At 56.2% G+C, this 24,963-nt stretch carries 22 protein-coding genes and 1 other RNA gene; 6 read left to right on the plus strand and 17 right to left on the minus strand.

Features of this window, described 5'->3' with window-relative positions; all coding sequences use genetic code 11:
• Positions 1–22 precede the first annotated feature (22 nt).
• From gcvH to PUP35_RS18055, 6 genes are all read right to left on the minus strand, one after another.
• Positions 23–412: a glycine cleavage system protein GcvH gene (gcvH, locus tag PUP35_RS18030; RefSeq protein WP_008499718.1), complete on the minus strand. Its 390-nt coding sequence runs from the start codon at positions 410–412 to the stop codon at positions 23–25.
• Between the two features lie 23 nt (positions 413–435).
• Positions 436–1,530 (minus strand): glycine cleavage system aminomethyltransferase GcvT, encoded by a 1,095-nt coding sequence (gcvT, locus tag PUP35_RS18035; protein WP_115876383.1) that lies wholly within the window; start codon positions 1,528–1,530, stop codon positions 436–438.
• 397 nt (positions 1,531–1,927) lie between these two features.
• A complete protein-coding gene (gene ubiI, locus PUP35_RS18040; RefSeq protein ID WP_274240753.1) occupies positions 1,928–3,130 on the minus strand; it encodes an FAD-dependent 2-octaprenylphenol hydroxylase in 1,203 nt (400 codons plus the stop codon).
• Positions 3,131–3,142: 12 nt separating this feature from the next.
• Positions 3,143–4,321 (minus strand): 2-octaprenyl-6-methoxyphenyl hydroxylase, encoded by a 1,179-nt coding sequence (ubiH, locus tag PUP35_RS18045; RefSeq protein WP_274240755.1) that lies wholly within the window; start codon positions 4,319–4,321, stop codon positions 3,143–3,145.
• Complete coding sequence (gene pepP, locus PUP35_RS18050; RefSeq protein WP_274243302.1) at positions 4,318–5,631, minus strand: Xaa-Pro aminopeptidase; 1,314 nt, start codon at positions 5,629–5,631, stop codon at positions 4,318–4,320. Before pepP ends, ubiH begins: the two co-directional genes overlap by 4 nt.
• Before the next feature lie 31 nt (positions 5,632–5,662).
• Positions 5,663–6,241, minus strand: coding sequence for a YecA/YgfB family protein (locus PUP35_RS18055; protein WP_029739212.1), 579 nt, complete (start codon positions 6,239–6,241; stop codon positions 5,663–5,665).
• A 167-nt stretch (positions 6,242–6,408) separates the two neighbouring features.
• Here PUP35_RS18055 and zapA point away from each other — a divergent pair, with 167 nt between their 5' ends.
• The 3 genes from zapA (at position 6,409) to PUP35_RS18070 (ending at position 7,584) form a co-directional block, all read left to right on the plus strand.
• Positions 6,409–6,738 carry a cell division protein ZapA gene (zapA, locus tag PUP35_RS18060; protein WP_006811891.1) on the plus strand — a complete coding sequence of 110 codons (330 nt, stop codon included), beginning with the start codon at positions 6,409–6,411 and terminating at the stop codon, positions 6,736–6,738.
• A 41-nt stretch (positions 6,739–6,779) separates the two neighbouring features.
• Positions 6,780–6,963: non-coding RNA, 6S RNA (ssrS, locus tag PUP35_RS18065), on the plus strand.
• 24 nt (positions 6,964–6,987) lie between these two features.
• A complete protein-coding gene (locus PUP35_RS18070) occupies positions 6,988–7,584 on the plus strand; it encodes a 5-formyltetrahydrofolate cyclo-ligase (RefSeq protein WP_127732256.1) in 597 nt (198 codons plus the stop codon).
• Positions 7,585–7,680: 96 nt separating this feature from the next.
• On the opposite strand, the gene serA is transcribed toward PUP35_RS18070, so the two are convergent.
• Both serA and rpiA read right to left on the minus strand, forming a co-directional pair.
• Positions 7,681–8,913: a phosphoglycerate dehydrogenase gene (serA, locus tag PUP35_RS18075; RefSeq protein WP_274240765.1), complete on the minus strand. Its 1,233-nt coding sequence runs from the start codon at positions 8,911–8,913 to the stop codon at positions 7,681–7,683.
• A 266-nt stretch (positions 8,914–9,179) separates the two neighbouring features.
• A complete protein-coding gene (rpiA, locus tag PUP35_RS18080) occupies positions 9,180–9,839 on the minus strand; it encodes a ribose-5-phosphate isomerase RpiA (RefSeq protein ID WP_003860091.1) in 660 nt (219 codons plus the stop codon).
• A gap of 127 nt (positions 9,840–9,966) precedes the next feature.
• Here rpiA and argP point away from each other — a divergent pair, with 127 nt between their 5' ends.
• Positions 9,967–10,860 carry a DNA-binding transcriptional regulator ArgP gene (gene argP / locus PUP35_RS18085; protein WP_274240769.1) on the plus strand — a complete coding sequence of 298 codons (894 nt, stop codon included), beginning with the start codon at positions 9,967–9,969 and terminating at the stop codon, positions 10,858–10,860.
• 43 nt (positions 10,861–10,903) lie between these two features.
• Here argP and PUP35_RS18090 read toward each other — a convergent pair whose 3' ends face one another.
• The 7 genes from PUP35_RS18090 to tkt form a co-directional block, all read right to left on the minus strand.
• Positions 10,904–11,635: an oxidative stress defense protein gene (locus PUP35_RS18090; RefSeq protein WP_008499728.1), complete on the minus strand. Its 732-nt coding sequence runs from the start codon at positions 11,633–11,635 to the stop codon at positions 10,904–10,906.
• A 91-nt stretch (positions 11,636–11,726) separates the two neighbouring features.
• Positions 11,727–12,362 carry an arginine exporter ArgO gene (gene argO, locus PUP35_RS18095; protein ID WP_021242063.1) on the minus strand — a complete coding sequence of 212 codons (636 nt, stop codon included), beginning with the start codon at positions 12,360–12,362 and terminating at the stop codon, positions 11,727–11,729.
• A gap of 145 nt (positions 12,363–12,507) precedes the next feature.
• Positions 12,508–13,362, minus strand: coding sequence for a small-conductance mechanosensitive channel MscS (locus tag PUP35_RS18100; protein ID WP_111963216.1), 855 nt, complete (start codon positions 13,360–13,362; stop codon positions 12,508–12,510).
• 186 nt (positions 13,363–13,548) lie between these two features.
• Entirely contained in the window at positions 13,549–14,628 is a 1,080-nt protein-coding gene (gene fbaA / locus PUP35_RS18105) for a class II fructose-bisphosphate aldolase (RefSeq protein ID WP_008499731.1), read from the minus strand.
• 92 nt (positions 14,629–14,720) lie between these two features.
• Positions 14,721–15,884, minus strand: a complete 1,164-nt coding sequence (gene pgk, locus PUP35_RS18110; RefSeq protein ID WP_023309116.1) for a phosphoglycerate kinase — start codon at positions 15,882–15,884, stop codon at positions 14,721–14,723.
• 49 nt (positions 15,885–15,933) lie between these two features.
• Positions 15,934–16,953, minus strand: coding sequence for an erythrose-4-phosphate dehydrogenase (gene epd / locus PUP35_RS18115; protein WP_127732263.1), 1,020 nt, complete (start codon positions 16,951–16,953; stop codon positions 15,934–15,936).
• Positions 16,954–17,278: 325 nt separating this feature from the next.
• Positions 17,279–19,270, minus strand: coding sequence for a transketolase (gene tkt / locus PUP35_RS18120; protein ID WP_274240776.1), 1,992 nt, complete (start codon positions 19,268–19,270; stop codon positions 17,279–17,281).
• Between the two features lie 272 nt (positions 19,271–19,542).
• On the opposite strand from tkt, the gene PUP35_RS18125 reads away from it, so the two are divergent.
• Positions 19,543–20,301 (plus strand): M48 family metallopeptidase, encoded by a 759-nt coding sequence (locus PUP35_RS18125; RefSeq protein ID WP_021242066.1) that lies wholly within the window; start codon positions 19,543–19,545, stop codon positions 20,299–20,301.
• Positions 20,302–20,511: 210 nt separating this feature from the next.
• Positions 20,512–21,780, plus strand: a complete 1,269-nt coding sequence (locus PUP35_RS18130; RefSeq protein WP_274240777.1) for an OprD family outer membrane porin — start codon at positions 20,512–20,514, stop codon at positions 21,778–21,780.
• Positions 21,781–21,832: 52 nt separating this feature from the next.
• Here PUP35_RS18130 and speB read toward each other — a convergent pair whose 3' ends face one another.
• Both speB and speA read right to left on the minus strand, forming a co-directional pair.
• The gene (gene speB, locus PUP35_RS18135) at positions 21,833–22,753 is read right to left on the minus strand and encodes an agmatinase (RefSeq protein ID WP_014071686.1); all 921 of its coding nucleotides are present in this window, start codon (positions 22,751–22,753) and stop codon (positions 21,833–21,835) included.
• A 230-nt stretch (positions 22,754–22,983) separates the two neighbouring features.
• Entirely contained in the window at positions 22,984–24,960 is a 1,977-nt protein-coding gene (gene speA / locus PUP35_RS18140) for a biosynthetic arginine decarboxylase (protein ID WP_008499744.1), read from the minus strand.
• Positions 24,961–24,963 lie beyond the last annotated feature (3 nt).

A 24,963-nucleotide genomic window follows, 5' to 3' on the forward strand; every position in this document is an offset into this window, starting at 1 on the left:
CAAAGGGGAGAGGGATAATGGCTTACTCGTCTTCTAACAGTGCTTCGTACGCGGTCGCATCCAGCAGCGCGGCAACCTGGGATTCGTCGCTGGCTTTGATCTTGAAGATCCAGCCGCCTTCATAAGGCTCGCTGTTGACCAGTTCCGGCGAATCGCTCAGCGCATCGTTGACGGCGACAATCTCACCGCTTACAGGGGCATAGATGTCAGATGCTGCTTTTACGGACTCCGCCACGGCGCAGTCGTCGCCCGCGCTAACGGTCGTGCCCACGTCAGGCAGGTCAACAAACACCATGTCGCCCAGCAGCTCTTGCGCGTGCTCGGTGATCCCTACGGTGTAAGTGCCGTCCGCCTCTTTGCGCAGCCACTCGTGTTCTTTGCTGTATTTCAGTTCTGCTGGCACATTGCTCATTGAAGTTCTCCTGATAAAAATAGTTAGGCGACCGGCTTACCGGCGCGAACAAAAATCGGTTTGGTCACGTTGACCGGCATTTCGCGGTTGCGGATTTGCACCACCGCCGTTTCGCCAATGCCCGCCGGCACGCGTGCCAGTGCAATACTGTAGCCCAGCGTCGGGGAGAAGGTACCGCTGGTGATCACGCCTTCACGAGGATTGCCGTCAGCATCGGTAAAGCGCACCGGCAGTTCACCGCGCAGCACGCCCTTCTCGGTCATCACCAGACCCACCAGCTGTTCAGTACCCTTCTCGCGCTGCATCTCCAGCGCTTCACGGCCAATAAACTCACGGTCAGCCGGTTCCCAGGCGATGGTCCAGCCCATGTTGGCGGCCAGCGGAGAGACGCCTTCATCCATCTCCTGACCGTAAAGGTTCATTCCCGCTTCCAGACGCAGCGTATCGCGCGCGCCCAGACCCGCAGGCTTCACGCCCGCTTCCACCAGCGCACGCCAGAAATCAGCGGCCTTCTCGTTCGGCATCGCAATTTCGTAGCCCGCTTCACCGGTGTAGCCGGTGGTGGCGATAAACAGATCGCCCGCCTGCACGCCGAAGAACGGCTTCATGCCTTCGGTTGCTTTGCGCTGCTCGTCGTTAAACAGAGAGGCGGCTTTCGCCTGCGCGTTTGGTCCCTGCACGGCGATCAGCGACAGATCGTCACGGACGGTGATGTCGATGGCATAAGGTTCGGCGTGTTGGGTGATCCAGGAGAGGTCTTTTTCGCGGGTGGCGGAGTTTACAACGAGGCGGAAGAAATCTTCAGTGAAGTAATAAACGATAAGGTCATCAATCACGCCGCCCGAGGCATTCAGCATGCCGGTATAGAGCGCTTTGCCCGGCGTCTTCAGTTTGGCGACGTCGTTTGCCAGCAGATAACGCAAAAACTCCCGGGTGCGGCTACCGCGCAGATCGACAATCGTCATATGGGACACGTCGAACATACCGGCATCGGTGCGCACCGCGTGGTGCTCATCAATCTGCGAGCCGTAGTGCAGCGGCATCATCCAGCCATGGAAGTCCACCATGCGGGCGCCGCATAACACGTGTTGTTCGTACAAAGGAGTCTGTTGAGCCATCTTGTCCTCGTTGAAAAATTCACCGTGAAACCCGGTATCGGCCCCGCGTTCGGGCACCGACGCAAACGTTCTCTTTTACCTGAACTTACCACCGAAACCGGCGGTTAACCATAAGGCAAAATGGGTCATCACATTAGCTTATGACCAAAAAACGCTAAAAAGCCTACAGAGTTATTCACTGGAAAAATGCGATTAACCCCGCACAAAATTAACAATGCTCTAACAGGATTTAGCACATGGTGATATTTCGTGCGGAAAATCGGGCCGAATTTCCGTAACGAGAAAAATGCGACATTAGATTATCTAATGCGAAAAATGACGTGAAATTAGAATATTTCAAACGAGGGAATTTCCCCGGCGCAGAGGCCGGGAAAAGAAAGTGTGACAGGGGTCTAAATTAACGCAGCCAGTCCGGCAGGTCGTTAAGACCCATCGCCTGACGGAGGAGTTGGGGCTTAACGCCCGGAAGGGTGTCAGCAAGCTTGAGGCCAATATCGCGCAGCAGTTTTTTCGCCGGATTCGCTCCGGCAAACAGCTCGCGGAAGCCCTGCATGCCCGCCAGCATCATCGCCGCGCTGTGCTTGCGGCTGCGCTCGTAGCGGCGCAGGTACAGATGCTGACCAATATCTTTCCCTTCGCGATGCAGGCGACGCAGCTCCTCAACCAGCTCCGCCGCGTCCATAAAGCCGAGGTTAACGCCCTGTCCTGCCAGGGGATGAATGGTATGCGCCGCATCCCCCACCAGCGCCAGACGGTGCGCCGCAAACTGACGCGCGTAGCGGCCGGTTAACGGGAATACCTGACGTTCGCTTTCAAGCGTGCACAGGCCAAGGCGGTTATCAAAGGCCACGCACAGCGCCTGGTTAAAGGCCTCCGGCGTCGCCTCATGCATCTGCTGGGCTTTTTCCGGCACCAGGGACCAGACAATCGAGCACAGGTGCGGGTCGCTAAGCGGCAGGAACGCCAGAATGCCGTCGTTGTGGAAAATCTGGCGCGCCACGCCGCCGTGCGGCTCTTCGGTACGGATCGTCGCGACCAGCGCGTGATGACGATAGTCCCAGAAGGTCAGCGGGATGTCGGCTTTATTCCGCAGCCAGGAGTTCGCACCGTCAGCACCGACTACCAGACGCGCGGTCAGCATGTCGCCGCTCTGCAGGGTGATAAACGCCTCGTTTTCGCCCCATGCCACCTGCTGGATCTGCGCAGGCGCAATCAGCGTCACGTCGCTGCACTGCTGTGCTTTCTGCCACAGCGCGTGGTGGATCACCGCGTTTTCAACGATGTGCCCCAGATGGCTATAGCCCATGCTTTCATCATCAAAAGCAATATGACCAAAGCTGTCTTTATCCCACACTTCCATGCCGTGATAGCAGCTGGCGCGGTGCGCCACAATATCTGCCCAGACGCCAAGGTGCGTCAGCAGCTTTTCGCTGGCCGCATTGATCGCCGAGACGCGGAGTTCCGGCGGCGCATCCGGTGCAACGGGCTGGGGCTGCTTTTGCTCCAGCACCGCCACGCGCAGGCCGCTGCCCTGCAATCCACAGGCCAATGCCAGTCCAACCATTCCGCCGCCAACGATGGCGACATCAACATTTTGCACGATGATAACTCCTTAACGCGCGACCCAACCCAGGGTCCGCTGCGCCAGCACGTCACGTGCCGGAATGAATAGTTCCATCGCCATCAGCCCGAGGTTGCGGCCCGCAACCAGCGGTGCCCAGCGATTGGCAAAGAGATGGACTAAGCCGTCGGTAACGCCGATGGTGGCCTCTTTATCCGCCTGACGGCGCTTCTGGTAATGAATCAGCACCGAATACGCCCCGCAGTCTTTTTGCTCGCCCCACGCATGCGCCAGTGATTCGGCCAGGCTCATGACGTCGCGTAAGCCCAGGTTAAAGCCTTGCCCCGCGATGGGGTGCAGCGTCTGTGCGGCATTACCGACAAGCGCCAGACGATTGGAGACAGACTGAGACGCCGTGGTCAGCGAAAGCGGGTAGACCGTCCGCTTGCCTGCGTGGGTAATACGCCCCAGCCGCCAGCCAAAGGCTTTCTGCAGCTCGGTACAAAAACGTTCGTCGGACCAGCCCTTAACCTCTTCCGCCTTATCCTGAGGATGACACCACACCAGGGAACAGCGCCCGTCCGACATCGGCAGCATCGCCAGCGGACCATGCTGCGTAAAGCGTTCAAACGCCCTGCCGTGGTGGTCAGCTGCGGTAGAGACGTTCGCAATGACCGCCACTTGCCCGTAAGGCTGCTGGCGCCACTCCACGCCACACTGGGTGCCGAGCGACGAGCGCGAACCGTCCGCGGCGACCAGAAGCTGGCCTTCAAGAACGGTGCCGTTTTCCAGCGTCACGCTAACCGACGCCTCACTACGGCTCACGCTGGCCACGCGCGCGGGGCAATGCAGCGTGACGCCCGGCGCGTCCTGGAGCAGGCGGAACAGTCGCAATCCGACGTCGTGCAGCTCAACGACCTGTCCCAGGGCATCAATCCGGTAGTCCTGCGCGTCCAGCGTGACAAAGCCAGCATGGCCGCGATCGCTGACGTGCACGGTACCGATCGCCGTGGCGCGGTCGGCTATCGCCTGCCAGATACCAATGCGTGAAAGCTGCTGGCAGGTGCCCTGCGCCAGCGCAATGGCGCGCGCATCAAAACCGGGGTGGTTTGACGCCTCTGGCGCAACGGCTTCCACCAGGTGCACCGGAAGCTGGCCCTGCGTCAAATGCGAAATGGCCAGCGCCAGCGTGGCCCCGGTCATGCCGCCGCCAACGATAATCACGCTCATGCGCGTGCCGCTGCCATCAGCGCCTCGATATCGTCAGCGTTTTTCACGACGCTGGCGGTCAGGTTTTCGTTACCGGTTTCGGTAATCACGATGTCATCTTCAATACGAATGCCAATCCCGCGGTACTCTTCAGGCACGTCGGCATCCGGCGCGATATACAGGCCCGGCTCCACGGTTAACACCATGCCCGGCTCCAGCACGCGCGAACGGTCGGTACCGTACGCGCCAACGTCATGCACGTCCAGCCCCAGCCAGTGGCTCAGGCCGTGCATGAAATACGGTCGATGCGCGTTTTCAGCAATCAGGCTGTCGACATCCCCTTTCAGGATCCCGAGCCTGACCAGACCGGTAATCATGATGCGCACCACTTCGCCGGTCACTTCCTGCATGGAGGTACCGGGACGATACAGCCTGAGCGCCGTCTCAAGAGACTCGAGAACGATGTCGTAAATGGCGCGCTGTGCCGGTGAGAACTTACCGTTCACCGGGAAGGTACGGGTGATGTCCCCCGCATAGCCCTGATATTCGCAACCGGCGTCAATCAGCACCAGATCGCCGTCGCGCAGCACGCTTTCGTTCTCGGTGTAGTGCAGAATGCAGCCGTTTTCCCCGCCGCCGACAATGGTGTTGTAAGAGGGATAGCGCGCGCCGTGGCGGTTAAATTCGTGGTGAATTTCGCCTTCCAGCTGGTATTCGAACATCCCGGGACGGCATTTCTCCATCGCGCGGGTGTGCGCCAGGGCGCTGATTTCGCCCGCACGGCGCATCACGTTAAGCTCCTCTTCAGACTTGAACAGGCGCATCTCATGCACCACCGGACGCCAGTCCGTCAGCGTGGCCGGTGCGGACAGGTTCTGGCGCGAGCCTTTGCGCAGCTTATCCAGCGCGGTGAAAACAATCTCATCTGCGTACGCATATTCGCCCTGCGCGTGATAGAGCACGTCGAGGCCGTTAAGCAGCTGATAGAGCTGCTGGTTGATTTCGCTAAACGCCAGCGCGCGGTCAACGCCCAGCTTCGCCGGTGCGGCCTCTTGCCCCAGGCGGCGGCCAAACCAGATTTCAGCAGTTAAGTCACGTACGCGGTTGAAAATCACGCTGTGGTTGTGGGTGTCATTGCTCTTAATCAGCACCAGCACCGCTTCCGGCTCGTTAAAGCCGGTGAAGTACCAGAAATCGCTGCTCTGCCGATAGGGATATTCGCTGTCGGCGTTGCGCGTCACTTCGGGCGCAGCAAAAATTAGCGCGGCGCTGCCCGGCTGCATTTTCGCCAGCAGCGCCTGACGGCGGCGCGAATACTCTTGACTCGAGATAACCATGACACCCTCCTGTGCGTTATTTTTCTTAATGTAAGGTTGGCTTGCGGACTTCCGGCGCGGTCGGCTGTGAGCGCGTAAAGTTATCGTGGCACAGCAGTGCCGCCACGCGCACGTACTCGATGATCTCTTCGAGAGACATTTCCAGCTCTTCCTGGTCTTCGTCTTCATCGTAGCCGAGCTGAGCGATATTACGCAGATCGTCGATCGCCTCACCCGCTTCGCCGGTCACTTTATCCAGTTTAGGCTGCGTCACGCCCAGCCCCAGCAGATAGTGGTTTACCCAGCCGGCCAGCGCATCGGCGCGATCGAACACGCTAACGTCGTCGCCTTCAGGCAGATAAAGCTGAAAAAGGAAGCCATCGTCTTCCAGAGAATCGCTGGTGGCGGCGTGCATTTTACGCAGCGCTTCCGCCAGCTCGTGACCAAACGCCAGCCCTTCATTCGTGAGGTCGTGGATCAGCGGCTGCCATGAGCTGTCGCTGTTTCCGCCGCACAGCATGCCACTGATCAGACCGTGCATTTCGGCAGGGGTTAAACCGACTCCCTGCTGGTTCAGTAACTGGTTTAAATCCTTGTAACCAGGCATTTCGTTCTGTATAGACATGAGCATTCGTCGTCAAAGGGGGGAAGTTTCATGATATGCTACCACTTTGGACCCTGGTGATACCAGAAAAGGGCTTGTATCTTCACATCAGGGTAGCTATAGTGTCGCCCCTTCGCAGCCCCCGGGCCGTAAGCGAAGGCAGCGCAGTCAATCAGCAGGAAGGTGGCATGTCTGCACAACCCGTCGATCTCCAGATTTTTGGCCGTTCACTGCGAGTGAATTGTCCGCCTGAACAAAGGGATGCTTTGAATCAGGCTGCGGACGATTTGAATCAGCGGTTGCAAGATCTAAAAGAACGCACTAGAGTCACAAATACTGAGCAGCTGGTTTTCATCGCCGCGTTGAACATCAGCTATGAACTGACTCAGGAAAAAGCGAAGACCCGCGACTACGCGGCAAGCATGGAGCAGCGCATTAAAATGCTCCAGCAGACCATAGAACAGGCATTGCTTGATCAAGGTCGCAATCCCGAAAGACCGGGACCCAAGTTTGAATAACACTTCTCAGTTGACTATGGTAGAGTAACTGTGAAGACAAAATTTCTCTGAGATGTTCGCAAGCGGGCCAGTCCCCTGAGCCGATATTTCATACCACAAGAATGTGGCGCTCCATGGTTGGTGAGCATGCTCGGTCCGTCCGAGAAGCCTTAAAACTATGACGACACATTCACCTTGAACCAAGGGTTCAAGGGTTACAGCCTGCGGCGGCATCTCGGAGATTCCCTCTCTTTTCTTCTACCGACTACCATGACTCAATTCCCTGAAGTTTCTGCTTCACGCCTGGACATCCGTCAGCTAATTCGTCAGCGCCGCCGTGCGTTAACCTCCGATCAGCAAGCGCATTTTGCCCAGCAGGCCGCCGCCCGTATGATGGCGTATCCCCCTGTCTTGATGGCGCATACCGTTGCGCTGTTTCTGTCGTTTGACGGCGAGCTGGACACCCAACCGTTGATAGAGCAACTCTGGCGCGCCGGGAAGAAGGTCTATCTGCCGGTGCTGCACCCGTTTAGCGAGGGGAATCTGCTGTTTCTGCACTACCATCCGCACAGCGAGCTGGTGGTGAATCGCCTGAAAATCACCGAACCGAAACTCGACGTGCGCGACGTGCTGCCGCTGTCACAGCTGGATGTACTGATCACGCCGCTGGTGGCGTTTGATGAACAGGGCCAGCGTTTAGGGATGGGCGGCGGTTTTTATGACCGGACGCTGCAAAACTGGCAGCAGTACGGGTTGCAGCCGGTGGGCTATGCGCATGATTGTCAGGGCGTGGAGGCGTTACCGGTGGAGAAATGGGATGTGCCGTTGCCGGCGGTGGTGACGCCCAGCAAAATCTGGGTCTGGTAGAATAAAGCCGGGTGGCGCTTACGCTTACCCGGCCTACAAATGCTCAGAGTAGGTCGGGTAAGGCGCAGCCGCCACCCGACACCACAAACCGCACTATCAGTACAGCAGACGCGCGCGAATCGTCCCCGGGATGGCCTTCATGCTCAGCAGCGCTTTCTCGGCCACATCATCATCCGCTTCGATATCAATAACCACGTAGCCCATCTGCGAGTTCGTCTGCAGATACTGCGCGGCAATGTTGACGCCCTGCTCGGCAAAGATCTGGTTGATCGCGGTCAGCACGCCTGGACGGTTTTCGTGGATGTGCAGCAGACGACGACCACCGTGCAGCGGCAGAGACACTTCCGGGAAGTTCACGGCAGAGAGCGTAGAACCGTTGTCGGAGTATTTGCTCAGTTTACCCGCCACTTCCAGACCGATATTTTCCTGCGCTTCCTGGGTAGAACCGCCAATGTGAGGCGTCAGGATCACGTTGTCGAACTCGCACAGCGGAGAGGTAAACGGATCGCTGTTGGTCGCAGGCTCCGTCGGGAACACGTCGATGGCTGCGCCCGCCAGGTGCTTACGCTTCAGCGCATCGCACAGCGCAGGGATATCGACAACCGTGCCGCGCGCGGCGTTAATCAGCAGTGAGCCCGGCTTCATCAGCGCCAGCTCTTCCGCGCCCATCATGTTTTTGGTGGACGCATTTTCCGGCACGTGCAGGCTCACCACGTCACTCATGTTCAGCAGGTCAGACAGGTGTTGAACCTGGGTGGCATTGCCCAGCGGCAGCTTGCTTTCGATATCGTAAAAATAGACATGCATACCGAGAGATTCCGCCAGAATCCCCAGTTGGGTACCGATGTGGCCATAGCCGATAATCCCCAGCTTTTTACCACGCGCTTCATATGAGCCAGACGCCAGTTTGTTCCACACGCCGCGGTGCGCCTTGGCGTTAGCTTCAGGAATGCCGCGCAGCAGAAGCAGCAGTTCGCCAATCACCAGCTCCGCCACGGAACGGGTGTTGGAGAACGGGGCGTTGAAGACGGGAATACCGCGTTTCGCGGCAGCATTCAGGTCAACCTGGTTGGTACCAATGCAGAAGCAGCCGATAGCCACCAGCTTTTCCGCCGCGGCAATAACCTCTTCAGTCAGGTGAGTACGGGATCGCAGGCCAATGAAGTGGGCATCACGGATGGACGTTTTCAGCTCTTCGGTATCGAGCGCGCCTTTGTGAAATTCGATGTTGGTGTAACCTGCTGCACGAAGGCTATCGATTGCTTTTTGATGTACGCCCTCGACCAGCAGGAATTTAATCTTGTCTTTCTCCAGTGATACCTTTGCCATTTACCCGACCCTGTTTTTGTCTGAACTGATGTTGTGCTGGATATGAATCCGCCGTAGCCAACATATCAAAAAAAACTATTGCAGCAATATGAACGTTTGCGTCGGCACTCTGAAGAAAAGTCATACAGAGCAAAATGTCAGAGGAAAATGCTATGGAAATTTACAAACGCGGCAGGATCGGCAAAAGAGGCGTAAAAACGTGACACAAGTCACCGAATTTAGCTTTTCAAAAATTTTTTAGCGGGGGGAGGACTCCCCCCATCAGATCATTTTACGATGGTTTTCACGCCGTCAGCGGTGCCGATCAGCGCCACATCCGCGCCACGGTTGGCGAATAGCCCTACGGTCACTACGCCCGGAATGCCGTTGATGGCATTTTCCAGCGCAATCGCGTCAAGAATTTCCAGACCGTGAACGTCGAGGATCACGTTACCGTTATCGGTGACTACACCCTGACGGTATTCCGGACGACCGCCAAGCTTCACCAGCTGACGGGCAACCGCGCTACGGGCCATTGGGATCACTTCGACCGGCAGCGGGAAATTACCCAGAATGTCGACCTGCTTGGAGGCGTCCGCGATGCAGATAAACTTGTCCGCAACGGAGGCGATGATTTTTTCGCGCGTCAGCGCCGCGCCGCCGCCTTTGATCATCTGCATGTGGCCGTTGATTTCATCCGCGCCGTCGACGTAAATCCCCAGACGATCCACTTCGTTGAGATCGAAAACGGTAATGCCGAGGCTTTTCAGCTTTTCCGTGGAAGCATCGGAGCTGGAAACCGCGCCCTCGATTTGCCCCTTCATCGTGCCCAGCGCATCGATAAAGTGTGCCGCGGTTGATCCCGTACCGACACCGACAATGGTACCCGGCTGTACGTACTGGAGAGCGGCCCATCCTACTGCTTTTTTCAGTTCATCCTGCGTCATGATCGTTTTGCCTGTGGTGTGAAAACTCAGGGCGCATTATAGAACACGTCGAATGGAATTCGTCTGCCACAAAGGGAAAATTGTGTCATAGTGCAGAATAAGCAAAATTAAGGAGTCAGCCAGAGCAATGAAACGTCCGGACTACAGAACACTACAGGCACTTGATGCAGTTATTCGTGAACGCGGTTTTGAGCGCGCGGCGCAAAAGCTTTGCATCACCCAGTCCGCCGTATCACAGCGTATAAAACAGCTTGAAAACATGTTCGGCCAGCCGCTGCTGGTGCGTACCGTGCCGCCACGTCCAACCGAGCAAGGGCAAAAACTCCTCGCCCTGCTGCGCCAGGTTGAACTGCTGGAAGACGAGTGGCTGGGTGACGAACAAACGGGCTCTACGCCGCTGCTGCTCTCTCTGGCGGTCAACGCCGACAGTCTGGCAACCTGGCTGCTGCCGGCTCTTGCGCCGGTATTAGCAGATTCCCCTATCCGCCTGAACTTACAGGTTGAAGATGAAACCCGAACCCAGGAGCGCCTGCGTCGCGGTGAAGTGGTTGGAGCCGTCAGTATTCAGCCTCAGGCGCTGCCAAGCTGTCTTGTCGATCAGCTGGGCGCACTGGACTACCTGTTTGTGGGGTCAAAAGCCTTTGCCGACCGCTACTTCCCCAACGGCGTAACCCGAGCCGCGCTGCTGAAAGCCCCTGCCGTGGCGTTCGACCATCTGGACGATATGCATCAGGCGTTCCTGCAACAAAACTTCGATCTGCCGCCTGGCAGCGTGCCGTGCCATATCGTCAACTCGTCTGAAGCCTTCGTGCAGCTTGCGCGCCAGGGCACCACCTGCTGCATGATCCCGCACCTGCAGATTGAGAAAGAGTTGAAAAGCGGTGAGCTGATTGACCTGACGCCGGGGCTGTATCAGCGCCGGATGCTCTACTGGCACCGTTTTGCGCCGGAAAGCCGTATGATGCGCAACGTCACCGACGCGCTGCTGGCATACGGGCATAAGGTGTTGAGACAGGATTAAAAAGAAAAGCCGGGTGGAGGCTACGCCTTACCCGGCCTACAGATTACTGAGCAGGTTTCGGCTGTGCTGCAACTGGTTCCAGCTGGAACACCACATCCACCTGATCGTCGAACTGGATTGTCGGCTGCTCGTAAGTTTCCTGAGCGGATACCGGGGCGGCATCGGCCTTCATCATACGAACCATCGGGCTTGGCTGGTAGTTAGAGACGTGGTAACGCACGCTGTAAACCGGGCCAAGCTTGCTCTTAAAGCCAGAAGCCAGCTGTTCCGCCTGGTGAATGGCATCATCAATCGCCGCTTTACGCGCTTCGTCTTTATATTTTTCCGGTTGCGCAACGCCCAGCGACACGGAACGAATTTCGTTGAGACCCGCCTTCAGCGCACCGTCCAGCAGCGAGTTAAGCTTATCCAGCTGACGCACGGTCACTTCGACGGTACGCACGGCGCGGTAGCCCTTCAGGATGCTTTTGCCATTCTGGTAGTCGTAATCGGGTTGAGTACGCAGGTTCGCAGAGTTGATATCTTTTTTACCGACACCGTTCTGCTCGAGGAAAGAGAGGTATTGCGCAACGCGATCGTCAGCCTGCTTCTTGGCCGTCGCCGCATCTTTCGCCGCCACATTCACCTCAATTGCCAGGGTTGCAACATCGGGTACCGCGTCCACGCTTGCGGTGCCTGACGTGACGATGTGCGGACCATCCGGCAGTTCACTTGCCTGCACCGACACCGCACCGAAACTTACTAATGCCGCCAGGGCCATCACCTTAAACTTCACTGTTATTCCTCCATGTTGCGAAGAGTGCCCATTAACAGGGCGCATGCCAGCAAGCTTAGCGGGTCTTGTTCAGTTGTCCATAAGACAAGGATTAGTTGAACAATTCCTGGACATGATGAATCCCCTCTTTTGCCAGCTGAAAAGCAATAAACCACATCACCAGCCCCACAAGGGTATTAATGATGCGCTGGGCTTTGGCCGTACGCAGGCGAGGTGCCAGCCATGCCGCCAGAATGGCGAGACCGAAGAACCAGAGGAACGAGGCGCTGACCGTACCGAGCGCAAACCACCGTTTCGGCTCAACGTCCAGCTGTCCGCCCAGGCTGCCCAGCACCACAAAGGTGTCGAGATAAACATGCGGATTAAGCCAGGTGACCGCCAGCATGGTGACGATAATCTTCCAGCGGCCCTGCTTCATGACCTCCGCGCTCGCCAGCTCGAGGTTGCTGCTCATCGCCGTTTTCAGGGCACCAAAACCGTACCAGAGCAGAAACGCCACGCCGCCCCAGGTAACCAGCGCCAGCAGCCACGGAGACTGCATCAGCAGCGCGCTGCCGCCAAAAATCCCGGCGCAGATCAGCAGTAAATCACTTACCGCGCACAGCAGGGCAATCATCAGATGGTACTGGCGGCGGATGCCCTGATTCATCACGAACGCATTTTGCGGTCCGAGCGGAAGGATCATGGCCGCGCCTAAGGCAAGCCCTTGAAAATAATAAGATAGCATGACGATTTTCTCGCAGTGTTGTTCTGGAGGCTGACTATACTGCGCGAATCACATTAGAGGAAATGGATAATATTAATTGGGTATTAGCGGAGCTTATGAAAGTAAAGCCCGGTGACGCTTGCGCTTACCGGGCCTGCGGGAGAAGTTATTCTGCTTCTTTGACTTTTTTGACGTTTACGTCCATCTGCGGGTACGGGAAGCTGATGCCGTTGGCATCGAAGTCGCGCTTAATGCGTTCCAGCACGTCCCAGTACACGTTTTGCAGATCGCTGCTTTTGCTCCAGATGCGCACCACAAAGTTAATGGAGGAAGCACCCAGTTCGTTCAGGCGAACCGTCTGCTCTTTGTCTTTCAGAATGCGATCGTCTGAAGCAATGATATTAGTAATCAGCGACTTCACCTGATCGATATCGGAGTCATACGCCACGCTGATAATCAGTTCGTTACGACGCACCGGTTCACGGGAGAAGTTAATAATGTTGCCTGCAATGATTTTTCCGTTCGGCACGACCACGATGCGGCCATCCACGGTACGCATGGTCGTAGAGAAAATCTGCACCTGCAGCACGGTTCCGGCAATGCCGCCCAGGTCAACGTATTCGCCAGAGCGGAACGGACGGAAGGTGACCAGCAGCACGCCTGCCGCCAGGTTTGAAAGCGAGCCCTGCAGCGCCAGACCAATGGCCAGACCGGCGGCACCGAGAACGGCGATGACGGAGGCGGTCTGCACGCCCACACGGCCCAGCGCCGCAATCAGCGTAAAGGCGATAACGCCGTAGCGCACCAGTGCGGAGAGGAAGTCAGCCACCGTGGCGTCAATGTGACGGGCCAGCATCACGCGGTTAACCGCGTTCGATACGATACGCGCCACGATCATCCCGACGATGATGATGGCAATCGCCGCGACAATGTTCACGGCATAGCTCAGCAATAGCGCCTGGTTGCGTACCAGCCAGTTACCGGCGTTATTGATGCTGTCTACGACATCGAGTTGTTCCATTTATTCTTCCTTTTGTTAAACCAAAACACAAAATCCATCCCCCATGGAGACAGGCAGGTTCGTAAAGGGTAAACAAAAAGCGCCGGGTTTGCCAAACAGATCACAAAAACAGGTCTGGCAGGGTATTGAAAAAGCATAAAAAAAGGCCCGCATTTGCGGGCCTTCTGATGCTGTTAGCAACTCAAATTACAGAACGTCGATCGCGTTCAGTTCTTTGAAAGCCTGCTCCAGACGGGTCACCATAGACGTCTGAGCAGCGCGCAGCCATACGCGTGGATCGTAGTATTTCTTGTTCGGCTGGTCTTCGCCTTTCGGGTTGCCCAGCTGGCCCTGCAGGTAAGCTTCGTTCGCTTTGTAGTACTGCAGGATACCGTCCCAGGTTGCCCACTGGGTATCGGTATCGATGTTCATTTTCACAACGCCGTAGCTTACGGAGTCTTTGATTTCCTGAGCAGAAGAACCTGAACCGCCGTGGAAGACGAAGTTCAGGCTGTTGTGCGGCAGGTTGTGTTTCTTAGACACGTATTCCTGAGAATCACGCAGGATGGTTGGGGTCAGAACCACGTTACCTGGTTTGTAAACGCCGTGTACGTTACCGAAGGACGCTGCAATGGTGAAGCGTGGGCTGATCTTGCTCAGCTCGGTGTAAGCGTAATCAACGTCTTCTGGCTGGGTGTACAGGGCAGAAGCGTCCATGTGGCTGTTGTCCACGCCGTCTTCTTCACCACCGGTGCAGCCCAGTTCGATTTCCAGGGTCATGTCCATTTTGGCCATGCGCGCCAGGTACTTAGAGCAGATTTCGATGTTTTCGTGCAGTGACTCTTCAGACAGGTCGATCATGTGAGAAGAGAACAGTGGCTTACCGGTTGCCGCGAAGTGTTTTTCACCCGCGTCCAGCAGACCGTCGATCCACGGCAGCAGTTTCTTCGCGCAGTGGTCAGTGTGCAGGATAACTGGAACACCGTAGTGTTCAGCCATCTGGTGAACGTGGTGCGCACCAGAGATAGCGCCCAGGATTGCAGCACCCTGAGGAATGTCAGTTTTCACGCCTTTACCTGCGATGAACGCAGCGCCGCCGTTAGAGAACTGAACGATAACTGGAGCTTTAACTTTAGCAGCAGTTTCCAGTACGGCGTTGATGGAGTCGGTACCCACGCAGTTAACTGCTGGCAGAGCGAAGTTGTTTTCTTTAGCTACCTGGAACACTTTCTGTACGTCATCACCAGTGATAACGCCAGGTTTTACGAAATCAAAAATTTTAGACATGTTACTTAGTCCTGTATCTTCGGCCGTTAGAAAAGGTGCGAGCTCTTAAAAGCGCGCTGAAAATTGGGCAGGTTTCCCTGCCCTTGAATGGCTTACTTCTTAGCGCGCTCTTCGAGCATTGCTACTGCTGGCAGTACTTTGCCTTCCACGAATTCGAGGAATGCACCGCCACCAGTGGAGATGTAGGAGATCTTGTCAGCGATACCGAACAGGTCGATTGCTGCCAGGGTATCACCACCGCCTGCGATAGAGAACGCTTCGCTGTCTGCGATAGCGTTAGCAACGATTTCAGTACCTTTGCGGAAGTTCGGGAATTCGAACACGCCAACAGGACCGTTCCACAGGATAGTTTTTGCGTTTTTGAGGATTTCAGCCAGTTTCTGTGCAGAAACGTCGCCCAGGTCCAGAATCTGCTCTTCGTCTTTGATGTCGTTTACAGATTTCAGGGTCGCGGTTGCGGTTTCGGAGAACTCGGTCGCGACGCGAACGTCAGTTGGAACCGGGATATCACAGGTACCCAGCAGGCGTTTGGCTTCGTCAACCAGGTCTGCTTCGTACAGGGATTTACCGACGTTGTGGCCCTGAGCGGCAACGAAGGTATTCGCGATACCACCGCCAACGATCAGCTGGTCAGCGATTTTAGACAGGGAATCCAGAACGGTCAGTTTGGTAGAAACTTTAGAACCACCAACGATAGCCACCATCGGACGAGCTGGTTCTTTCAGTGCTTTACCCAGCGCTTCCAGTTCGTCAGCCAGCAGAGGACCGGCACACGCTACGTCTGCGAATTTACCGATACCGTGGGTTGACGCCTGTGCACGGTGAGCAGTACCGAAGGCATCCATCACGAATACGTCGCACAGTGCAGCGTATTTTTTGGAAAGGGTTTCGTCGTCTTTCTTCTCGCCTTTGTTGAAGCGAACGTTTTCCAGAACAACCAGTTCACCGGCCGCAACTTCAACGCCGTCCAGGTAATCTTTCACCAGGCGAACCGGGTTGGACAGTTTGTCTTTTAGGTAATTAACCACTGGCAGCAGAGAGAACTCTTCGTTGTACTCGCCTTCAGTTGGACGACCCAGGTGGGAGGTGACCATCACTTTCGCGCCCTGCTTCAGAGCCAGTTCGATGGTTGGCAGAGATGCACGGATACGCGCGTCGCTGGTCACTTTGCCATCTTTAACCGGTACGTTCAGATCGGCACGGATGAAAACGCGTTTACCAGCCAGATCCAGATCGGTCATCTTAATTACAGACATGGTGAATCCTCTCGTTGATTCTTAAAGTTTTGCAGACGCACGATGCGTCTTACCTGAAACCTTGAGCGGCCATTGCTAACGTGGTGTCGAGCATTCGGTTAGCAAAGCCCCATTCGTTATCACACCAGACCAGCGTCTTGATAAGGTGTGCCCCACTGACTCTCGTTTGCGTACCATCGACGATGGCGCTGTGCGGGTCGTGGTTAAAATCTACTGAGACCAACGGTAATTCCGTATAGTCAACTATACCATGAAATGCCCCCTGTGCCGCTTTTTGCAGCAACAGGTTGACTTCACAGGCTTTTACAGGTTTTTTTACCGTCACGCTAAGGTCGATTGCGGTAACGTTAATCGTTGGAACACGCACGGCAATCGCTTCAAACCGGTCATTAAACTGCGGAAAAATTCGGGTGATCCCTGCCGCCAGTTTCGTATCTACCGGAATAATTGACTGGCTCGCCGCGCGAGTGCGTCGTAAATCCGGATGGTAGGCGTCGATAACCTGCTGATCGTGCATGGCGGAATGAATCGTGGTCACGGTGCCGGATTCAATGCCATACGCATCGTCTAACAGTTTGATGACCGGAATAATGCAGTTGGTGGTACAGGAGGCGTTGGAAACAATGCGGTGTTCGGCCTGCAGCTCATGCTGGTTGACGCCAAACACGACTGTCGCGTCGAGGTCATTACTGCCGGGATGAGAAAACAGGACTTTTTTCGCGCCTGCAGCCAGATGAGCTTCGCCGTGTTCGCGGTTGCCATAAACACCGGTACAGTCAAGCACGACATCCACACCCAGTTCACGCCAGGGTAGCCCGGAAATGCTGTTCTCATGCAGAACACGAATAGCGTCATCACCCACAAAGAGCTGATCTCTTTCCTGGCGCACATCCCAGGCGAAACGTCCGTGGCTGGTGTCATACTTCAATAAATGCGCCATGCCCGCAGCATCCGCCAGTTCATTGATTGCCACCACGGTTATTTCCGCCCGACGTCCGGATTCATACAAAGCACGAACCACGTTACGCCCGATGCGACCGAAGCCATTAATCGCTACGCGTACGGTCATAGATCTCCTGCAAAGCAATCCCTGAGTTTGAGGTGGCTGAAAGAGTAATCCAGCTACGCCCGAAGGGGAATCCTTGCTGTCACAAACTGCGATTGATTGGTCAATTGTCGAACATTTAATCGACTGAAACGCTTCAGCAAGAATAAGCGAATCGGGGAATAAAAGGAATGTCTGTCCAGATGAATAAGCGAGCTATATGACTTGCGTCACATTTTAGGTGGAATAATGACGCAAAAAAAGCCGGGTGGCGCGCTAGCGCTTACCCGGCCTACTTTCGAGCCATTTGTAGACCCGGTAAGCGTAGCGCCACCGGGCAAAACGGCGATTACAGCAGCTCTTTCGCTTTCGCGACAACGTTCTCAACGGTGAAGCCGAACTCTTCGAACAGCTGCTCTGCCGGAGCAGACTCACCGAAGGTGGTCATACCGACGATGGCACCGTTCAGGCCCACGTATTTGAACCAGTAGTCAGCGATACCCGCTTCCACTGCCACACGCGCGGAAACCGCTTTAGGCAGAACGGATTCACGGTAAGCGGCATCCTGCTTGTCGAACGCATCGGTAGACGGCATGGAGACCACGCGCGCCTTCACGCCTTCGGCAGTCAGTTTTTCCCATGCGGCAACAGCCAGCTCAACTTCAGAACCGGTAGCGATGAAGATCAGCTCAGGCTGGCCCGCGCAATCTTTCAGCACGTAACCACCGCGAGCGATGTTTGCCAGCTGCTCAGGGGTACGCTCCTGCTGCGCCAGGTTCTGACGGGAGAGGATCAGCGCGGTTGGACCGTCCTGACGCTCAACGCCGTATTTCCACGCCACCGCGGATTCAACCTGGTCACATGGACGCCATGTGCTCATGTTCGGGGTCACGCGCAGGGAAGCCACCTGCTCTACCGGCTGGTGAGTTGGGCCGTCTTCGCCAAGACCGATGGAGTCGTGGGTGTAGACCATCACCTGACGCTGTTTCATCAGCGCCGCCATACGCACGGCGTTACGGGCATATTCAACGAACATCAGGAAGGTAGAGGTGTACGGCAGGAAACCACCGTGCAGGGAGATACCGTTGGCAATCGCGGTCATACCGAATTCACGTACACCGTAATGGATGTAGTTACCGGCAGTATCTTCGTTGATTGGCTTAGAACCAGACCACAGGGTCAGGTTAGATGGCGCCAGGTCAGCGGAGCCGCCCAGGAATTCTGGCAGCCATGGGCCGAACGCTTCAATCGCATTCTGAGACGCTTTACGGCTCGCGATTTTAGACGGGTTCGCCTGCAGCTTAGCGATAAACTCGTTCGCTTTCGCGTCGAAGTCAGACGGCATGTCACCTTTCATACGACGGGTGAATTCAGCCGCTTCCTGCGGGAAGGCTTTCGCGTAAGCAGCGAACTTCTCGTTCCAGGCCGCTTCTTTCGCCTGGCCTACTTCTTTTGCATCCCACTGAGCGTAAATCTCTGATGGGATTTCGAATGCAGGGTGTTTCCAGCCCAGCGCTTCGCGGGTCAGTGCGATTTCTGCATCACCCAGCGGCGCGCCGTGGGAGTCGTGCGTACCCGCTTTGTTCGGTGAACCGAAGCCGATGATGGTTTTGCACATCAGCAGGGACGGTTTGTCCGTCACAGCGCGCGCTTCTTCCACTGCACATTTAATCGAGTCAGCATCGTGACCATCAACGCCACGCACAACGTGCCAGCCGTAGGCTTCGAAACGTGCTGCGGTGTCGTCGGTGAACCAGCCTTCAACGTGACCGTCGATGGAGATACCGTTGTCGTCATAGAACGCAACCAGTTTACCCAGCTTCAGGGTACCTGCCAGGGAACACACTTCGTGAGAAATGCCTTCCATCATGCAGCCGTCGCCCATGAACGCGTAGGTGAAGTGGTCAACGATGTCGTGACCAGGACGGTTGAACTGCGCCGCCAGGGTCTTCTCAGCAATCGCCATACCCACGGCGTTAGCAATACCCTGACCCAGCGGGCCGGTGGTGGTTTCTACGCCAGCGGTGTAGCCCACTTCCGGGTGACCTGGAGTTTTGGAGTGCAGCTGACGGAAGTTTTTCAGCTCTTCAATTGGCAGATCGTAGCCGGTGAGGTGCAGCAGGCTATAGATCAGCATAGAGCCGTGGCCGTTGGATAGCACGAAGCGGTCGCGGTCAGCCCATGACGGGTTCTGCGGGTTGTGGTTCAGGAAATCACGCCACAGGACTTCGGCGATATCAGCCATACCCATAGGGGCCCCTGGGTGGCCGGATTTGGCTTTCTGAACTGCGTCCATGCTCAGCGCACGAATAGCATTAGCAAGCTCTTTACGTGAGGACATTTTAACTCCAGATCGGACTGTTAAAGGCCATGCCCTTGACGACAGCGCGTTTTGGGCTACGCCGGAAAAAAGTGCCAACAATGTAACCCAAGCGGCATGCCATGTACATGGACCATTCTTTTGCAGCTTAAGAAATCTCTGGATCATGCTCGCATGTTGCGCAATCTACTCGCCCGGCCCTGTAGATATTCCTTATACTTAGCCCGACACCGGCTTCGCTGACGGTGACCTTTTCGGATTTTATTCAGATTAACGAGTACGGAAGCAACCTCATGAAAATGCGTGCAATAGTGCTGGCCCTGGGTACAACGCTCCTGCTGAGCGGCTGTCAGAATATGGATTCTAACGGTCTGATGACGTCAGGGGCAGAGGCCTTTCAGGCCTATTCCCTGAGCGATGCGCAGGTGAAAGCGCTGAGCGACCAGGCCTGTAAAGATATGGACGGAAAAGCCACGCTTGCGCCGGCCAACAGTACCTACACGCAGCGTCTGAATAAGATTGCTTCCGCGCTGGGCGACAACATCAACGGCCAGCCGGTGAACTACAAGGTGTACATGGCGAAAGACGTCAACGCCTTCGCGATGGCGAACGGCTGTATCCGCGTCTATAGCGGACTGATGGATATGATGACCGACAACGAAGTGGAAGCGGTCATCGGCCATGAAATGGGCCACGTTGCCCTGGGCCACGTGAAGAAAGGGATGCAGGTTGCCCTGGGCACCAATGCCATCCGCGCAGCGGCGGCCTCCGCAGGCGGTATCGTTGGCAGCCTGTCGCAGTCACAGCTTGGCGACGTGGGTGAAAAGCTGGTTAACTCTCAGTTCTCACAGCGTCAGGAGTCCGAGGCGGATGACTACTCCTACGATCTGTTGCGCAAACGCGGCATTAATCCATCAGGCTTAGCCACCAGCTTTGAAAAACTGGCCAAGCTGGAAGCGGGACGCCAAAGCTCCATGTTTGACGATCACCCGGCCTCAGAAGAACGCGCACAGCATATTCGCGACCGTATGGCCGCAGACGGAATTAAATAATTTCAGGAGGAGGCAGTTTTGCCTCCTTTTTATTTCGCATGAATTGTTAACTTAACAGCACGTATCGATAACACCCCTGAAAGCCCCGCCAAATCTGCCCTATGGCATTGAAATGTCTGGTCACATAATTATTGCAAAGGTCACTTTTTCCGGTAATTATCACCTCCGCAGTTATTCAAATTAATATATCCAGACAGAGACGTTCCCTCCGTGAAAAAAGAATTATCATTAGTTGCTTTAAGCTTATTTGCCGCATTACCTGCCGCTGCAAGCCAGCAATCCGACAGCCAGGGTTTTATTGACGACAGCCGTCTGGACCTGTTTTTCCGCAATGCGTATATCAGCCGCGACTACCATCAGGGCCAGCAGGACAAAGCCGAATGGGGTCAGGGGATCATCGCCACGTTTGCATCCGGCTATACCGAAGGGATGGTGGGCTTTGGTGTGGACGGTATTGCTCAATACGGCGTGCGCCTGGACGGCGGTCGCGGCAAAAGCGGCGCAGGCGGCATCGACTTCTTTAAGCAGGAAGACGACGGCCGGGCAAAATCCGATCTGGCAAAGTTTGGCGCAACCGCCAAAATGCGCATCTCGAAAACCGTACTGAGCTACGGGAATCAGCGTCCTGAATTGCCTATCGTCAATGCCGACAGCTCTCGCCTGCTGTTTGAAAGCTACACCGGCGCCATGCTGACCTCAAAAGAGATCGACGGTCTGGAAATCAACGCTGGTTATTTCACCGACGAGCAGCGTAAAAGTGACGATCGCCACGACAGCGGACTGAAGAGCCTCTCCTTCGGCGGCGCGAGCTACCAGTTTAACGACCAGTTCAGCGGCGCGCTTTACGCCTCTCACAATGAAGAGGTGATGAACAAGCAGTATCTGGGCCTGAACTTCAAGCAGCCGTTCAGCACCGGGCAGCAGCTGGTGCTCGACTTCAACGGCTATAACTCCCGTCTCGATCAGAGTTACGCGGACAGCCTCGACACGGGCCGCAGCAACACTATCTGGAGCCTGGCGGCGAGCTACATCTGGGATATTCACACGTTCAAAGTGGCGTACCAGCAGAGCAGCGGCAGTACCGGCTACAACTACGGCGGCTATCGTGACAAGGGCGGCGTGGGTGACGGCGGTAACACCATCTGGCTGGCGAACTCCTACTGGTCAGATTTTAACGGCGAAGATGAACGTTCATGGCAGGCTTCCTACGGTCTGGACTTTAGCGGCCTTGGCTTACCGGGCCTGAGCTGGACCACCGCCTACGTGCGTGGCGATAACATCAAAACCTCTGAAACCAGCAACGGCAAAGAGCACGAGTGGTTTAACCAGATCCAGTACCAGGTGCAGGATGGTCCGGCTAAGGATCTGAAGCTTAAACTGCGCTACTCCGTCCTGCGCGTCTCCAGCAACGCCAGCGATTACAACGTGGGCGGGGACGAGATCCGCGCTTACGTGGAATACCCTTTTAACGTGTTCTAAAGGCAATAAAAAACCTCTCAATAGAGAGGTTTTTTTTCACGCCAGGCGAGGCTTATTCGCCTTTTTTAGCTGCCTGAATGTAGAGCATTTCCAGTGCCAGAGTCGCTGCGGCAAGCGCAGTGATCTCGGACTGGTCATAGGCAGGCGCCACTTCCACCACGTCCATCCCAACAATGTTCAGATCCTTCAGGCCGCGCACCAGTTTGATGGCACGATCTGAGGTCAAACCGCCGATGACCGGCGTACCGGTACCCGGAGCAAAAGCCGGATCCAGGCAGTCGATGTCGAAGGTCAGATACACAGGCATATCACCCACGATTTGCTTCACCTGAGCGATGATGTCATCAACGCCGCGATCGTTAACCTGGCCCGCATCCAGCACGGTGAAGCCGTTGTCTTTGTCGAACTCGGTGCGAATGCCGATCTGCACTGAGTGGTTCGGGTCGATCAAGCCTTCGTTCGGCGCGGTAAAGAACATGGTGCCGTGGTCAAACTCACAGCCGTTCGCGTAGGTGTCGGTATGCGCATCAAAGTGTACCAGCGCCATTTTACCGAAGTGCTTCGCGTGGGCGCGCAGCAGCGGCAGGGTCACGAAGTGGTCGCCGCCGAAGGAGAGCATGCGCTTACCGGCAGCCAGCAGCTTCTCGGCGTGGGCCTGCAGCTTTTCGCTCATCTCACGCGCGTCGCCGAAGGCGTACACCAGGTCACCGCAGTCCACCACGTTCAGGCGCTCGCGCATGTCGAAGTTCCACGGGAAGCGGTTATGCTCCCACGCAAGGTTAGTGGAAACCTGACGAATCGCTGCCGGGCCGTGACGACCACCCGCGCGGCCAGATGTCGCCATATCGAACGGCACGCCGGTGATCACCCAGTCAGCGTCGCTATCGTACGGCTGGAAGTTCATCGGAAGGCGTAAAAAACCAAACGCGTTAGATACCAGAGAGTTATCGTACTGATGACCTAAAGTGCTCATGTCCTGACCTCTTTTAAAGTCGATACATTAAAAACAGATGAAAAAAAATCCCCTCCGCGTCGTTAAACCCGACGAGGAAGGGATTGATTCGTAAATCGCTTATTAGGGCGAATTATCGCCGGTAATGCATACGGGTTCAAGTGAGTATAGCATTCTGCCGGATGGCGGCTTCGCCTTATCCGGCCTACATTCGTAGGCCCGGTAAGCGCAGCGCCACCGGGCATCAGCGACTACTCGTCTTCCAGATACGTATATCCGTACAGACCCGCTTCAAACTCTTCCAGGAACTGCTGCTGGAGCGCGTCGTCCAGACCGGTGTTTTTCACCTGATCGCGGAACTGCGTCAGCAGGGTTTTCGGATCCAGCTGAACGTATTCCAGCATGTCTGCCACGGTGTCCCCTTCATCGGACAGCTCAACTTCCACGCTGCCGTCAGGGAACACGAACACGTCCACCGCTTCGGTATCACCGAACAGGTTATGCATGTTGCCGAGGATCTCCTGATACGCGCCGACCATAAAGAAGCCCAGCATCGGCGGGTTCTCCGGGTCGTATTCCGGCATTGGCATTGTCGTTGCGATGCCGTCGCCGTCAACGTAGTGGTCGATAGCACCGTCGGAATCGCAGGTAATGTCCAGCAGCACCGCGCGACGTTCCGGGGCGTGGTTCAGCCCTTCCAGCGGCAGAACCGGGAACAGCTGATCGATACCCCAGGCATCCGGCATCGACTGGAACAGCGAGAAGTTGACGTAAATCTTATCCGCCATACGCTCCTGCAGCTCGTCGATAATCGGACGGTGCGCGCGGTTGCTCGGGTCGAGCTGTTTCTGCACTTCATGGCACATGTTCAGATAGAGCTGCTCCGCCCACGCGCGCTCCTGCAGGCTGAAGGTGCCTGAAGAATAGCCCACGTGAATATCGTGCAGGTCCATCTGGCTGTCGTGCAGCCATTCGCGCAGGGAACGACGCGTGCCCGGCTCGTGCATCTCCTGCCAGGTTTCCCACATGCTCTGCAGGGAACGCGGCGCATCGTCTGCCGGCGGTGTCGCTTCGGTGGTTTCGCTGCGCTCAACGCCGATGATGTTCGAGACCAGCACCGTATGGTGCGCAGTGACCGCGCGACCGGATTCGGTGATCACCGTCGGGTGCGGCAGGCCGTTCTCTTCACAGGCATCGCCGATCGCCCAGATGATGTTGTTCGCGTATTCGTTCAGGCCGTAGTTCACGGAGCAGTCAGACTGCGAGCGGGTCCCTTCGTAGTCCACGCCCAGGCCGCCGCCCACGTCGAAGCACTGAATATTTACGCCAAGCTTATGCAGCTCAACGTAGAAACGCGCTGACTCACGCACGCCGGTCGCAATATCGCGAATGTTGGCCATCTGCGAGCCGAGGTGGAAGTGCAGCAGCTGAATGCTGTCCAGACGACCGCGCTCGCGCAGGATTTCCACCAGCTGCAGCACCTGGTTCGCCGCCAGGCCGAACTTGGATTTTTCGCCGCCGGAGGACTGCCATTTGCCGGAACCCTGTGACGCCAGACGCGCACGCACGCCAAGGCGTGGCACCACGTTCAAACGCTCGGCTTCTTCCAGCACGATGGCGATTTCGGTCATCTTTTCGATAACCAGATAGACCTTGTGGCCCATCTTCTCGCCAATCAGCGCCAGACGAATGTATTCACGGTCTTTATAGCCGTTACAGACGATCACTGAACGGGTCATGCCCGCATGCGCCAGAACTGCCATCAGTTCCGCTTTGGAACCTGCTTCCAGACCCAGCGGCTCGCCGGAGTGGATCAGAGATTCAATTACGCGGCGGTGCTGGTTCACCTTGATCGGGTAAACCAGGAAGTAGTCACCTTTATAACCGTAGGACTCACGCGCGCGCTTAAACGCGGCGTTAATCGAACGCAGGCGATGTTGCAGGATCTGCGGGAAGCAGAACAGTGCAGGCAAACGCTGGCCCTGAGCTTCACGGGCTTTAACCAGCTTCGCGAGATCCACGCGCGCTTCAGGGACGTCCGGATCCGGGCAGACGCTGATGTGGCCCAGTTCGTTGACGTCGTAATAGTTATTGCCCCACCAGGCAATATTGTAAGTGCGCAGCATCTTGCTGGCTTCCTCGGAGCTCATCGCAACCTCCTGCATAGAACGTAGTACACCCTGTTCGCCCGCTGACGAAGGCGAAAAAGAAGACATGTCGTCAGACATAGC

The organism is Enterobacter sp. S-33, from assembly GCF_028735835.1.
GTDB classification, from domain to species: domain Bacteria; phylum Pseudomonadota; class Gammaproteobacteria; order Enterobacterales; family Enterobacteriaceae; genus Enterobacter; species Enterobacter vonholyi.